This window comes from Wenzhouxiangella indolica, from assembly GCF_042310355.1.
Taxonomy (GTDB): Bacteria; Pseudomonadota; Gammaproteobacteria; order Xanthomonadales; family Wenzhouxiangellaceae; genus Wenzhouxiangella.
The window spans coordinates 363,811-375,794 of the sequence record NZ_JBHJMR010000001.1 but is presented as its reverse complement, the minus strand read 5'-3'; the positions used below and the strand labels follow the sequence as shown (position 1 = coordinate 375,794).

At 63.0% G+C, this 11,984-nt stretch carries 13 protein-coding genes and 1 tRNA gene; 4 read left to right on the top strand and 10 right to left on the bottom strand.

Features of this window, described 5'->3' with window-relative positions; all coding sequences use genetic code 11:
- Nucleotides 1–3 precede the first annotated feature (3 nt).
- Both ACDC67_RS01750 and purE read right to left on the bottom strand, forming a co-directional pair.
- Nucleotides 4–1,131: a 5-(carboxyamino)imidazole ribonucleotide synthase gene (locus ACDC67_RS01750; protein ID WP_376690106.1), complete on the bottom strand. Its 1,128-nt coding sequence runs from the start codon at nt 1,129–1,131 to the stop codon at nt 4–6.
- Nucleotides 1,128–1,622, bottom strand: a complete 495-nt coding sequence (purE, locus tag ACDC67_RS01745; protein ID WP_376690105.1) for a 5-(carboxyamino)imidazole ribonucleotide mutase — start codon at nt 1,620–1,622, stop codon at nt 1,128–1,130. Before purE ends, ACDC67_RS01750 begins: the two co-directional genes overlap by 4 nt.
- A 100-nt stretch (nt 1,623–1,722) precedes the next feature.
- Here purE and ACDC67_RS01740 point away from each other — a divergent pair, with 100 nt between their 5' ends.
- Entirely contained in the window at nt 1,723–1,992 is a 270-nt protein-coding gene (locus ACDC67_RS01740) for a Trm112 family protein (RefSeq protein ID WP_376690104.1), read from the top strand.
- 2 nt (nt 1,993–1,994) lie between these two features.
- Here the strand turns inward: ACDC67_RS01740 and ACDC67_RS01735 are convergent, their stop codons facing one another.
- A complete protein-coding gene (locus ACDC67_RS01735) occupies nt 1,995–3,524 on the bottom strand; it encodes a cryptochrome/photolyase family protein (protein WP_376690103.1) in 1,530 nt (509 codons plus the stop codon).
- Nucleotides 3,525–3,649: 125 nt separating this feature from the next.
- Here ACDC67_RS01735 and metX point away from each other — a divergent pair, with 125 nt between their 5' ends.
- The 3 genes from metX to ACDC67_RS01720 all read left to right on the top strand — a co-directional run bounded on the left by metX (nt 3,650) and on the right by ACDC67_RS01720 (nt 5,445).
- Nucleotides 3,650–4,735 (top strand): homoserine O-acetyltransferase MetX, encoded by a 1,086-nt coding sequence (metX, locus tag ACDC67_RS01730; RefSeq protein ID WP_376690102.1) that lies wholly within the window; start codon nt 3,650–3,652, stop codon nt 4,733–4,735.
- A 26-nt stretch (nt 4,736–4,761) separates the two neighbouring features.
- Nucleotides 4,762–5,304, top strand: a complete 543-nt coding sequence (locus ACDC67_RS01725; protein ID WP_376690101.1) for a cysteine dioxygenase family protein — start codon at nt 4,762–4,764, stop codon at nt 5,302–5,304.
- A 54-nt stretch (nt 5,305–5,358) separates the two neighbouring features.
- A tRNA-Leu gene (locus ACDC67_RS01720) sits at nt 5,359–5,445 on the top strand.
- Nucleotides 5,446–6,171: 726 nt separating this feature from the next.
- Here ACDC67_RS01720 and ACDC67_RS01715 read toward each other — a convergent pair.
- From ACDC67_RS01715 to ACDC67_RS01685, 7 genes are all read right to left on the bottom strand, one after another.
- On the bottom strand, nt 6,172–6,297 hold the full coding sequence (locus ACDC67_RS01715; RefSeq protein WP_376690100.1) for a hypothetical protein: 126 nt from the start codon (nt 6,295–6,297) through the stop codon (nt 6,172–6,174).
- 128 nt (nt 6,298–6,425) lie between these two features.
- Nucleotides 6,426–7,124 carry a hypothetical protein gene (locus tag ACDC67_RS01710; RefSeq protein WP_376690099.1) on the bottom strand — a complete coding sequence of 233 codons (699 nt, stop codon included), beginning with the start codon at nt 7,122–7,124 and terminating at the stop codon, nt 6,426–6,428.
- Nucleotides 7,121–7,312, bottom strand: a complete 192-nt coding sequence (locus tag ACDC67_RS01705) for a hypothetical protein (protein ID WP_376690098.1) — start codon at nt 7,310–7,312, stop codon at nt 7,121–7,123. The genes ACDC67_RS01710 and ACDC67_RS01705 overlap by 4 nt, the downstream gene beginning before the upstream one ends.
- A gap of 25 nt (nt 7,313–7,337) precedes the next feature.
- Nucleotides 7,338–8,687: a terminase large subunit domain-containing protein gene (locus ACDC67_RS01700; protein ID WP_376690555.1), complete on the bottom strand. Its 1,350-nt coding sequence runs from the start codon at nt 8,685–8,687 to the stop codon at nt 7,338–7,340.
- A gap of 115 nt (nt 8,688–8,802) precedes the next feature.
- Nucleotides 8,803–9,171, bottom strand: a complete 369-nt coding sequence (locus ACDC67_RS01695; RefSeq protein ID WP_376690097.1) for a hypothetical protein — start codon at nt 9,169–9,171, stop codon at nt 8,803–8,805.
- Nucleotides 9,172–9,292: 121 nt separating this feature from the next.
- Complete coding sequence (locus ACDC67_RS01690) at nt 9,293–10,216, bottom strand: toprim domain-containing protein (protein WP_376690096.1); 924 nt, start codon at nt 10,214–10,216, stop codon at nt 9,293–9,295.
- Complete coding sequence (locus ACDC67_RS01685) at nt 10,213–11,727, bottom strand: DEAD/DEAH box helicase (RefSeq protein WP_376690095.1); 1,515 nt, start codon at nt 11,725–11,727, stop codon at nt 10,213–10,215. Before ACDC67_RS01685 ends, ACDC67_RS01690 begins: the two co-directional genes overlap by 4 nt.
- Nucleotides 11,728–11,984 lie beyond the last annotated feature (257 nt).

The window sequence follows — 11,984 nt, the reverse complement described above, 5'->3', positions numbered from 1 at the left end:
GCTTCAGATCTTCACCAGATCGGCGAGCAGGCGATCGAGCGGCTCGGGCAATTTGCGCTCGAGCTCGAGCGCGACGGGCACCAGCGCGGGCCAGGTCTCGGCCATCAGCGTGGCATGGCCGACCTTGCGGCCGGGCCTGTCCTGCTTGGCGTAGTCGTGCCAGTGCAGGTCCGGGACCCGCAGCCATTCACCAGCCGGCGGCATCTCGCCGATCCAGTTGAACATCAGCGACGGCGCGCGCAGCTCGGTGCTGCCCAGGGGCAGGTCGCAGACGGCCCGGATGTGATTCTCGAACTGTGAACAGACCGCGCCCTCGATGGTCCAGTGGGCGGAATTGTGCACGCGCGGGGCAAACTCGTTGCCCAGGATACGATCGCCGGCGACGAACAGCTCGAGGGTCAGGCAGCCGACGTAGTCCAGGTGCTCGGCCAGCAGCTTGCCGCAGGCCTCGGCGCGCTTGCGCAGGCCGTCGTCCACGCCCGCCGGTGCAGCCACCAACCGCAGCATGCCGTCGGCATGTACGGTGCGCGAGAGGGGATAGCAGCGCATTTCGCCGGTGGCGCTGCGCACGACCGTGATCGCGCACTCGAAGTCGAAGTCGACCCAGCCTTCGAGAATCAGATCGTGATCACCCAGCTCGGCCCAGGCCGGCTCGAGGTCTTCACGCGAACGAAGCAGATACTGCCCCTTGCCGTCGTAACCCATGCGCCGGGTCTTGAGCAGCGCGGGATAGCCGATGCGGTCGAGTGCTTCGAGCAGGTCGGTGCGACCGGAAACCGGCGCGAAAGGCGCCACCTCGATACCGAGGGACTCGATCAGGCGCTTCTCGGTCAAGCGATCCTGCGCCGCGGAGAAGGCGTTCGCGGCCGGGCGAACCGGATGCCCGGACTCGGCCAGGCCCTCGAGGACCGCGGCCGGCACGTTCTCGAAGTCGCAGGTAATGCGATCACAGTCCGCCAGCTGCGCCAGCGCCGCCGGGTCGCTCCAGTCGGCGACGATCAGCTGGCCGAGCGGGCCGGCGCAGGCATCCGGCTTGGGATCGAGAAAAACGAAGTCCGCGCCCAGCTCCAGCCCGGCCTGCGCCATCATGCGAGCCAGTTGCCCGCCGCCGAGAATGCCGATCCTGCTCATGAACGCGGGTCGGTCGCGGCCAGGACGGCATCGGTCTGTTGCTGCCGCCACTGGCGATAGCGATCGCGGATGTCGGGATGGGCCTGGCCGAGCATCGATGCGGCCAGCAGCCCGGCGTTGATCGCACCCGCCCTGCCGATGGCCAGGGTGCCGACCGGCACGCCGCCCGGCATCTGGGCGATCGACAGCAGCGAGTCGAGACCGTTGAGGGCGCGCGACTGCACCGGCACGCCGAGCACCGGCAGCACGGTCCGGGAAGCGACCATGCCGGGAAGGTGCGCCGCGCCGCCGGCACCGGCGACAATCACCTCGATACCGCGCTGCTCGGCCGATTCGGCGTACTCGAACATTGCCTCGGGCGTACGGTGTGCGGACACGACCTTGACCTCGTGGGGCACATCGAGCGCCTCGAGCATGTCGACCGCGTGCGACATCGTCTCCCAGTCGCTTTTCGAGCCCATGATGATGCCGACCAGGGGTTCACTCGCCATGACGGTCCCTCCCGCAGGGGAAAAGCGAGAATGTTAGCAGCGCCCGGAGCCCGAGTAAACGCGCTTCCCGCGCCGGCGCCGAGCGGATACAATCACGGGCATGGCCATTGCTGATCCCCTCCTCGACATCCTGTGCTGCCCGGTCAGCCACCAGCCGCTGCGGCCGCTGGAGAAAAGCCGGGTCAAGAAGCTCGCTGACCGCATCGCCGCCGGTGACGTCCAGTACGTCGATCACAGCCCGGTGGCGGAAAAGCCGCGCGAGGCCCTGATCACCCGCGACGACAAGGTCATCTACCTGGTCGTCGACGGCATCCCGGTCCTGCTGCCCGACCGCGGCATCGGCACGACCCAGTTCACCGACCCGATCTGAATTCACAGCTCGTCGACCCGGCGCTTGACTGACTCGGCCCGCGCCTCGACCGCGCGGCGCCGCTCCCCGCTCATCCGGTCGACGTGCCGGTACATCATCTTCATGCGGGGATTGGATTCGAAGCGCTCGCGATGGCGGATCAGGAAATCCCAGTACAGCGCATTGAACGGGCAGGCCGACTCGCCGGTCGTTTCCTTGACCTTGTAACGACAACCGGCGCAGTAGTCGCTCATGCGATCGATGTACTTGCCGCTGGCCGCGTAGGGTTTCGAACCCAGCAGGCCGCCGTCGGCGTGCATCACCATGCCGAGCGTGTTGGGCAACTCCACCCAGTCGAAGGCGTCGGCGTAGACCGCCAGGTACCACTTGCAGACCTGCTCGGGCACAACGCCGAGCAGCAGGGCGAAATTGCCGGTCACCATCAGGCGCTGGATATGGTGGGCATAGGCATTGAGGCGGGTCGCGCCGATGGTCTCGCGCAGGCAGTTCATGCCCGTTTCCCCGCTCCAGTAGAAAGCCGGCAGATCGCGCTCGTTGCCCAGGCCGTTGAGACCGGCGTAGGCCGGCATCTCGCGCCAGTAGATACCCCGGACGAACTCGCGCCAGCCGATGATCTGGCGGATAAAGCCCTCGGCGGCATTGAGCGGCATGTCGCCGCCGCGCCAGGCCTGCTCGACCGCGTCGCAGACCTCTGTCGGCGTGAGCAGGCCGATGTTGAGGCTCGACGACAAGCGACTGTGGAAGAGCCAGTCCGAGTCGCTGTGCATGGCGTCCTGGTAGTCACCGAAATGGGCGGCGGCCGAGCGCATGAAGTGCGACAGCGCGCGGCGCGCCTGCTCGCGGGTGACGGGGTAGTCGAAGCCTTCGAGCTCGCCGAAGGCGTCGATGTGCTGCGAGACCGTAGCGATCACCTCGCGCGTGATCGCGTCGGGCGTGAACGACATGGGGCTGGCCGCCGGCGGGTCGCCCTTCCAGGCCTTGCGATTGGCGCGATCAAAGTTCCATTCGCCACCGGCCGGTGAATCGCCGTCCATCAGGTAGCCCGTCTGGCGACGCATGAGGCGATAGAAGAACTCCATGCGCAGCTGCTTGCGCCCGGCCGCCCAGTCGTTGAAGAACTCGAGCGTGCTCAAAAACCGCGAATCGGGCAGGAGGGTCACCGTCACATCCAGGGCATCGGACCAGGACTGGATTTCCTCCAGCACGCGCCACTCGCCCGGCCAGGTCACGACGATCTCATCGACGTCGTTCTCGCGGCAGGCCTTTTCGACCAGGTCCGTGAAGCGCACGATGCCGCAGTCGGCGTCGAAGCGGTGGTAGTCCACGCGCCAGCCTGCATCGCCCGCGGCTTCGGCGAAATGGCGCATGGCCGAGAAGATCAGCGCGATCTTCTGCGCATGGTGCCAGACGTAGCGCGTCTCGCCGGCGAGCTCGCCCATCAGCAGGCGATCGCGATCCGGATCCAGCGCCGCGCAGACCGGATTGGGCCAATGCAACTGGTCGCCGCAGATCAGGCCGAGACGAATACCCATGCAGCTTTCTCCCCGTGGAAACGCTCAACGCTAGCACGCGCGGCGTCGCCGTCGCGTCGCCACCTCATCGTGCCCGATGCGGCGATGCGGGCTAGAATGGTGGCTTTGGTTCATGGAGTGCGCGCATGGGTCCGGCCACCCGCTACTTCGATCTCGAGAAACCGTTTTCGCTCTACCGCGGCGGGCGGCTTCCGCATGTTCGCCTGGCCTGGGAATCCTGGGGCACGCTCGATGCCGACAAGTCCAACGCCATCCTGATCTTTACCGGCTTGTCGCCCGGGGCCCACGCGGCGTCGAGCGCGCAGGATCCGGAACCGGGCTGGTGGGAAGACATGATCGGACCGGGGCGCTACATCGACACCGATCGCTTCTTCGTGCTGTGCGTTAACTCGCTCGGCTCGTGCATGGGCTCGACCGGGCCGGCGAGCATCAACCCGGAATCCGGCAAGCCCTGGCGCCTGGCCTTCCCCGAGCTGGCCATCGAGGACATCGCCCGCGCCACGCGCCTGGTGGTCGAAGATCTCGGCATCGAGACCCTGCATGCGGTCATCGGCCCGTCCATGGGCGGCCTGACGGCGCTCGCCTGGCTCAAACAGTATCCGCAGAGCACGCGCAAGCTGGCGCTGATCTCGAGCGCCTGCTCGGCCACGCCGATGGCCATCGCCATCCGCTCGCTGCAGCGCGAGGCCGTCGTGACCGATCGCAATTTCCGCGACGGGCAGTACACCGAGGACAACTGGCCGGAAGTCGGCATGCGCCTGGCGCGCAAGCTGGGCATGATCTCCTACCGCTCGGCCACCGAGTGGCAGGCGCGATTCGGGCGCCAGAGCCAGGACTACTTTCCCCCCACGCTCTTCGGCATGCGATTCGCCGTGGAATCGTACCTGGAATCCCATGCGCGCAAGTTCGTGGGCCAGTTCGATCCCTGCAGCTACCTCTACCTGTCGCGGGCCATGGACAATTTCGATTTCTGCGACAGCGACGAAACGCTCAAGCGCATGTTCGATCGCTGCTTTGCCGGCGAGGCCCTGGTGCTGGGCGTGAAAACCGATATCCTCTTCCCCCTGACGCAGCAGAAGGAACTCGCCGCCGCGCTCGAGAGCAGCGGCAACGAAGTCAGCTATCATGAATTGCCGTCGGTGCAGGGGCACGATGCCTTCCTGGCCGACATCCCGACTTTTGGAAAACCGATCAGGAAGTGGTTGAAATGAGCCTTGATTTTCCCGGCAAAACGCGCATGATCCAAAAGATCCACCACGCCGTCTCGGCCGGCAGCGCCGAGGAAATCACGCAGAATCTTCGCCAGTGTCTGTGCGAACTCATGGCCGACGATTCCATCCGCCTGCCCGACTGTGTCTACGAATACAGCAACGACCACTACTGCCGCAGGCTGTTGCATCAGGACGAGGAGCTTGGCTACAGCGTGCTGGCCATGACCTGGGGCCCGGGCCAGGGCACGCCCCTGCACGACCACGCGGGGATGTGGTGCGTCGAAGCCGTCTGGCACGGTGAGATCGAAGTGGTCCAGTACGAACTGGTCGAACGCGGCACCGACGAGTTCCGGCTCGAACCGCGCACCACCATGCGCTCGGGCGTCGGCAGCGCCGGCAGCTTGATCCCGCCGCACGAGCATCACACCATTGCCAACCCGAGTGGCGACGAGCCGGCCGTCACAGTCCACATCTATTCCGGCGTAATGGACGAATGCTGCGTGTTCAGGCCGGTCGAGGGCGACTGGTACCAGCCAAGCCCCACCCCGCTGAGCCTGGATTCGGATTAGTCGGCTGCTGGTCTGGACAAAAGCCGGCGCGCAAAAGACAATAGGCCTCCCGCTGCCGGGGTGGCGGAACTGGTAGACGCGACGGACTCAAAATCCGTTTGCCGAAAGGCAGTGCGGGTTCGATTCCCGCCCTCGGCACCACAATATCCACGGGCCTTACAGCCGATCTCGGCTACCCGAAGAGTCAAACGAAGATTTCAGCGTGTAGGCACTGTGTAGGCACCAGGGCGAATTCCGCCGGCCTACACGCCGCCTACATGCCGCAGCGGAAAGACGGGCGCGCGGATCTCCTACGGACTGGCAGGCAGGATTCGGACAGGATCGCGGGGCGGTATGATGCGCGCTTTCGTTGCCGCCGCTGTCGGGCTGATCTGACTCACGCCTGCCGATGTTCGATGTGTTCATCGTCGCCGTGGTGCCGTGCTTGGTGGTGTAGGTACGGGGTGGGGGCGGTTCGTCATTCTCACTGGTAACCGTTTCCAGTGATACTCGAATGCGCGACACGAACGGATGAGTGACCGAGCACTTTCTCGCAATCTCCCGATCCGACCACTGCGACCATTCATCATCTTCCAGCAACGTCATCACCGCCTTGCGCTTGTCGGCATTGGTGCGGCGCTGGCCGTGGGCGGCGTTCGCTCCGACGCTGTAAAGGATCGCGTCTCGAAGTCATCTTCGGGCACGTTGGCGACCCGGAGTGCTTGCTTGCGTTGGTGGTCGGACATGCCGGCAGATTCGGCGGCTTGTTTGCGCGTTAACCTGGGGTGGTCGCCCTCCCTAGGTTCTACGTCTGTCCGCGCTCCGGCTGCCGGCTCTATCTGCCTCAGCAGCTCCCCGGCCCGACGAATGGCGCGGGCCTGGATTCGGTCATTCGACCGCCTGTTCATCCTCGGGCTGTTCCTGCTGCTGTTCCTCCTGCGGTTCCTCCTCCGGCTCGCCAAAGGCCGGGCGGAACATCGGTCGGAACATGGGGCGAAACATCGGCTTGAACATAGGCGCTCCGAATAGAAAAAAGCGCGGCCGACTGCCAATTGCGAAAAAGCCGGCCGCGCGGGCACCCTCGCGCGGGTGCTAGGTGGTCTTTCGCGAGGACCGGCACCACCACTCCGGCTGGATCTGGATTACTTCCGGTCGCGGGCGATCTGATCGACCTTCGCGTAGTCGCCAGGCAGGCCGGGGCGGATATTGAAGCCGCCATGCCGACCGGCCAGCATTGCCGACGCGGTATCGAACTCACGCTTGCTCGGCAGACCTTCGGGCAGTTCGGCCAGCTTGGGGGCGGCCACGTCCAGTTCGCGCGCGGCGCGTTCGCTGCCGTCGCTCAGGATCGAATACGCGGGCGCGATGCCGGTCGCCAGGGCCATTGCTTCAAGGTCAGCCACCAACTGCCTCACGCGCTCAACTGAGGGCATCAACTCTTCGGCTCGGTCGGCAAGGCGCTTGGCGTTGTCGGGCGCTTTCTCGACAAGCTCAGTCAATCGCTGCTCGGCTCGCTTGCTCTGCTGTTCGGCTTCGGCCTTGCGCGCGGCTTCGCGGCTTTCCAGCTCTTGTTGAATGGCGACGATGCGGCGCTCGGAGCGTTCGACCGCTGCGAGATTGTTTTGCATCGACCGATTGCCTTGGGCGCGCTCTTTCCACGCAGCCGGGGCCATGCCGTCTCTGTCCGGCTTGGTGCTCTCGGTTTCCATTAGCTGCCGGATGAATTGAATGTCACTAGACAGGCATTGCTTCAGCTGGTCGTCGTTGGCGTTCGATATCGAAGGCATACCGAGACCGCCAGGCAGTTGCATGCCGGTCATCTGTTCGGCGGCGGCGCTCATGACAGCACCCCCTTGTTGAGCGGGCGGGACTTCTTCGGCTTGTTCTGATTGAACAGGCCGCGATTCGTGGCCGGCGCTGCGGTCTTTTCGGATAGCTGGCGCTCCAGTTCCTGTTCGACCTTGCGGGCGATATCTTCACCGCCGCAAGTGCAGCCGCCGCCGTTGTGAACTACAAACTTCCTTTTCATGACGTTTACCTCTTGGGTTGTGGTTTCACCAGGTGCCGGCCCGTTTGCGCTTAGGCTTGGTTGAAGCGACAAGGCCAGCGACAGCGTTACAAAGATCGTCATTAGCGCCGGGCGCATGGTCGATGGCATCGCGGCCTGCTCGCCCGGCTCGGCGTTCCAGTCCGCAGAATTGAGCGACCAGACGATCATTGTCTAGAAGCTCAACACGTTTTGAATTGAGCAATGGCAAGGTGTCTTTGTATAGCTCTGTTCGCGGCTTGCGCGCAACGTCGTAGGTTATTCGGTGAACGCTGAATCTTTCGCGGGGCCATTCGCCGCCATAGCGATCACCTTCAACGCGACTAATCCTGTATTCGCGCATTAGCTCGGAAAATTCCGCCACTACCGCTTCGGGGCTGAATGGTGGGACAGCTTCGCGGATAGCGTCGATAACAATGGTCTGCCCCTCTTCATGGCCGATACACAGTGTCATTGAATCACTGCTACCGCCGGATGGATCGCAGAATGCGCGATAGCTGTTGCAGCTCAAGAACGGCAGCTCATAGCGGCCAGGGATAACGCAAGCATCCACAACCTCGCGCTGAACAAACGAAGCAATGTCGTTTCGGAATTGTCCCAGCCATTCGGCCTTCGCGGCCTCGGGATCATCTTCCATTGCTTCATCAATAATTCGCTTGGGCAGCGTCGGATTGAAATCCAGCGTACCCCCTTGCACAACCAGGACATCACCACTCTTGCCAAAGTGCTGCCTGTGCTTTTGCCAGAGCAATCCTTTTTGAGCGTATGGACTGGAGACGCCAATCAGCAGGCCGCCGGTTGTGGCAAGCGACGGGACAACGGCGCGATACGTTTCAATGTCCGGGCTGGCCGTTTGGTCGCTGCGGTAAAAGGCGCATTCGTCCAGGATCACGGCTAGCAGGGTGCGGCCTCGAACGGCCCGGTAATTGTTGGTGAACACCTCAATTCGCACGCCATTAACAAGCTCGATGGCCTCGGTGCCAGACTTCGCCACCATTCGCGATAGCAGCGGGCTGTTCTCCAGGATGCCGCCAATGTAATTCGACAGCACTCGGGCCTGGTACCGATCAACCGCTAGCAGGGCTACCACTGGGGTCTCGCCAGGACTGAGCCGGCTTAGGATTTGCTCGGCTCCGACCGTCGCGAGATAGACAGCGACACCAGCGCTCACGTTGCTCTTCGCGCTACGGCGGCCAGCGACCGCGTAGAACTCACGGACTTGACTCTGGGGCGGCCTACGGCCCCCGGCTAGCCGTTTGAATGCGTCTAGCCGCTTACCGCTCAGGGGCAGGCCGAAAGCGCCAGACAGGGCAGCTCGCCAGGCCTCCCAGGTAGCGCCGGAGAATGAGCCGCCCATAAGCTGCGAATCGCTCATGGCGTCTAGGATCGTCATTGCCTGGTCAGTCTTTCGGGCCGGCTCGGTCATCGTGCTACCCACCAGTAGAACAGCAGCGTGATGGCGGTCATGTCCATCAGCTCGCCTCTGCCTTTTCGGCTGCCCGTTGACGCAGGTAGGTTTGCAGGTCAGGAACCTGTGATGCTTTCCGCTCCAGCCCTAACGTCTTCAATATCCCGATCAGCGAGTTAAGGGCGCTCACCTGCTGGCCGATCTCGATCTTCTCCCCATCGGCTGCGTTGGCCTCCTGGGTCTCGATCCAAGCTTCCAGCCAGACCGCGCGACGGGCTAGCGACCGCTGCGCATAGGACAGCTGATCCGCACCCCCTAGATCGGACTGGATCTCCGCAAGTCTCTGGCGAAGAACGCGGGCGGTCTGGGTGCGACCGTCCAGGGTGTCCAGAAACCGGGGCCGGAATTCCGATGGCAGGGTGTCACGTGGCATCGATGCCTACACCTTGCCTACATACAATACTCATGGCGTTCCTATCATGTTGGTTTAACGTGTCTTTCGTGCGTCCAACCTACGGATATATTATCCGATATGCCCCGATAATACTATATTTTCATACAGAACAGGTGGTACGGCAAAAGTCGGCCCGATTTGCGCGCTCCCCTGAGACCAGCTCGTCATTCCAATCACCGACCCGCTCGGGCATCCTCACCTCGACAGCGACCTTGCCGCTGAGGCGATGCGCCAGCGTGAAGGCGGCGGCTTGGCCTGCGAAGTTCAGGTCATGGTCTGCGAAGACGACAACGTGCCCGACGCCTTGGGGTGGCGTCCATGCCTTGAGGAGGGAGGTATTCAGTGCGGCCCATACGGGAATACCGAAGAGCATGTGCGCAGCAATCGCGGTCTCTACCCCCTCCGCGATTCCGAGCGTCTGGCCGGCGGGATAGAGTTCGACCGCTCCGCCTTTCAGGCCAGGGCCGGGTAGTAGCTTCCGGCATGGGTCGACCGGGGCCTTGTGGCCGTCCTGTAGATACGTGACATGCATCGTCAGGAATCGACCGGCTCGGGTTACTGGCGCGAGCATCGCGGGATACGTGCCGACCAGCTCACCATCCTGTCGGTATTCGACATTCGGGTGCCAGAGTAACCCCGGCGGCAAGATCAGCCCCCGGCCTTCAAGATACCGGCTGCGGGGTGTCCTTTCCGCCTCGCCTCGCAGTCTCTGAGCGTAGGATTTTGACTGCGTAAACGATGGGTCTATTTTATCACGTGGACGCTCTCCGATCACCTCTTCGACTAGCTTAACCGCCCCTTTGAAGTCGACATGACGGCAGCATTGGATCAGGTCGAAGCCATCCTTATCACCATCGGAGCATCGGCAAAAATAGTTGCCCCTGCCATTGATGTTGCTGAACCTGAAACAGTCCCGACCATCACCGTTCGGGCAAGGGTGATGTTTACCGTCGACGTACTCGGAGCCGACTACCGCTTCGATGATCTCCGGCCATTTTCCATGCGCCCATTCGGAAGACTTCATGGTCTGGCCTCCCTTTTCTGGCGCTTGGCAAACCGGATGTTTTGCGACCGCACCCAGGCTTGTGTTTCAAGCGAGGGTTCTATCGGCGGCTCGTCTTTCAGACCTTGAGGCCAGACGCCGGTTTTCGTCCGGTACTTGTGCGCTACCCATCCAGGCTTGTAGCCGTGGCGCTGGGCAATGGCCTTTAGCTCTGCGTAAAATCGACGCTTGTCCTCGAACGTCCATTGCCGGGCGTCGGCAAGTTTCCGCTGCCTGTCGATTTCACGCAGCTCCGCTTCATGCGCTTCGATGGCCTTCGAGTAGGTACCGCCCTGCTCTGCCCCGCAATTCGGACATTCACGTGCGGGCCGGAACTCAGCGCCACAGTCACCGCATTGGATCGGCTCGGGTTCCGACCGCTCGCCGGCAATACGATCCTGTACCGTTTCCTTCCCTTCCAGGCTCCACGGCATCGGGTCGTCGACGAAGCCAATTTGCTGAACAGCGCCAGCGTGGTCTAGCACCAGGCAGTCGTCCTTTCTGGGGTGCGTCCGCAAACCCCGCCCGACCATCTGGAAGTACCGCGCGATGCTCTTCGTCGGCTTGGCGAGCACGACGGCAGAGACGGGAGGAAAATCGACGCCATAACTCAGCACGTCGCAGTTCGTTATCACCTGCGTATCGCCTCGCCGGAGCCGTTCTAGGATCTCCGCACGCTCATCGTTAGGCGTATGTCCATCCAGGTGTTCGGCCTTTACGCCGATGGCCTGGAATTCCTCACACAGTGCCCGACTGTGCGACACGTTCACCGCGAAAACGAAGCTCTGGCGATCTCGGGCGATGCGCGCCCAGTTCTCGACAACATCACCGATCAGCTCGACACGGTTAACGCGCTCTCCCAGTTCTCGCTGGTTGTAGTCGCCGGCCTGAACCTTGACGCCTTCGAGGTCGGGCTTTGCGCCGGCAAAGTACCGGGCGGGCACCAGGTGGCCTTCGTTGATCAGCGTGGCAACACTCGGCCCTTCCACCAGGTCATCGTAGATTTGTCCGAGACCAGCGCCGTCACTTCGGCAAGGCGTGGCCGTGAGACCGATAACCGCCGCTCCCTTGTCCACGTAGGCGTCGATGATGGCGCGGGCGGTCTTGGCGATGCTCAGGTGCGCTTCGTCGACCAGCACCAAGTCCGCCTTGGGCAGGGGCAGGCGTTCGTCCGCGATGCATCGGCGGTACATGGTCGGAATGCAGCCCACCTGTACTTCGGGATAGAGACTTCGTGGCTCGCCGGCCATCAGCACGCCGTGATTCACGTCGACGCCGGCCAGCTTCTCGGAGGTCTGGTAGATCAGTTCCCGGCGGGGCGCGAGAAACACGGCACGATTGCCCTTGTCGACGCAGGCGCGTATCAGGTGCGCGGCCACGTGCGTTTTGCCGGAGCCTGTCGGCATCACGAGACAAGGCGCTCTGCGGCCCTGGGCAAGGGAAGCTCGCAGGGCGTCGACCGCATCAGATTGATAGGGGCGTAAGGAGGTCATCAGTACGGCACCCCGCTTACATCATCCCCTTGCACAAGGGAGTCTTTAGAAGTGTTTTCCCTTTCTGGTTTCACTCTCCCGAACGGTTGTGTTCCGCTCTCCCGAACACTTCGACCTTCACTGTTACGCTCTCCCGAACAGCTGGCCGATTCACCAGGTGTTATTGGCTCCCGAACAGTAGGTGTTACGCTCTCCCGAACAGTGTTGAGGTGATAGACGGTCGACCTACCTCTGCGCTTCTCGGTTCGAACTAACCC

Excerpts from the sequence above, each read along its gene's own strand:
- ACDC67_RS01690 (WP_376690096.1), bottom strand. The coding sequence starts at position 10,216 with ATGAAGTCTTCCGAATGGGCGCATGGAAAATGGCCGGAGATCATCGAA.
- ACDC67_RS01710 (WP_376690099.1), bottom strand. The coding sequence starts at position 7,124 with ATGAGCGCCGCCGCCGAACAGATGACCGGCATGCAACTGCCTGGCGGT.
- purE (WP_376690105.1), bottom strand. The coding sequence starts at position 1,622 with ATGGCGAGTGAACCCCTGGTCGGCATCATCATGGGCTCGAAAAGCGAC.
- ACDC67_RS01695 (WP_376690097.1), bottom strand. The coding sequence starts at position 9,171 with ATGCCACGTGACACCCTGCCATCGGAATTCCGGCCCCGGTTTCTGGAC.
- ACDC67_RS01735 (WP_376690103.1), bottom strand. The coding sequence starts at position 3,524 with ATGGGTATTCGTCTCGGCCTGATCTGCGGCGACCAGTTGCATTGGCCC.
- ACDC67_RS01700 (WP_376690555.1), bottom strand. The coding sequence starts at position 8,687 with ATGGGCGGCTCATTCTCCGGCGCTACCTGGGAGGCCTGGCGAGCTGCC.
- ACDC67_RS01725 (WP_376690101.1), top strand. The coding sequence starts at position 4,762 with ATGATCCAAAAGATCCACCACGCCGTCTCGGCCGGCAGCGCCGAGGAA.
- metX (WP_376690102.1), top strand. The coding sequence starts at position 3,650 with ATGGGTCCGGCCACCCGCTACTTCGATCTCGAGAAACCGTTTTCGCTC.
- ACDC67_RS01705 (WP_376690098.1), bottom strand. The coding sequence starts at position 7,312 with ATGAAAAGGAAGTTTGTAGTTCACAACGGCGGCGGCTGCACTTGCGGC.
- ACDC67_RS01715 (WP_376690100.1), bottom strand. The coding sequence starts at position 6,297 with ATGTTCAAGCCGATGTTTCGCCCCATGTTCCGACCGATGTTCCGCCCG.
- ACDC67_RS01750 (WP_376690106.1), bottom strand. The coding sequence starts at position 1,131 with ATGAGCAGGATCGGCATTCTCGGCGGCGGGCAACTGGCTCGCATGATG.
- ACDC67_RS01740 (WP_376690104.1), top strand. The coding sequence starts at position 1,723 with ATGGCCATTGCTGATCCCCTCCTCGACATCCTGTGCTGCCCGGTCAGC.
- ACDC67_RS01685 (WP_376690095.1), bottom strand. The coding sequence starts at position 11,727 with ATGACCTCCTTACGCCCCTATCAATCTGATGCGGTCGACGCCCTGCGA.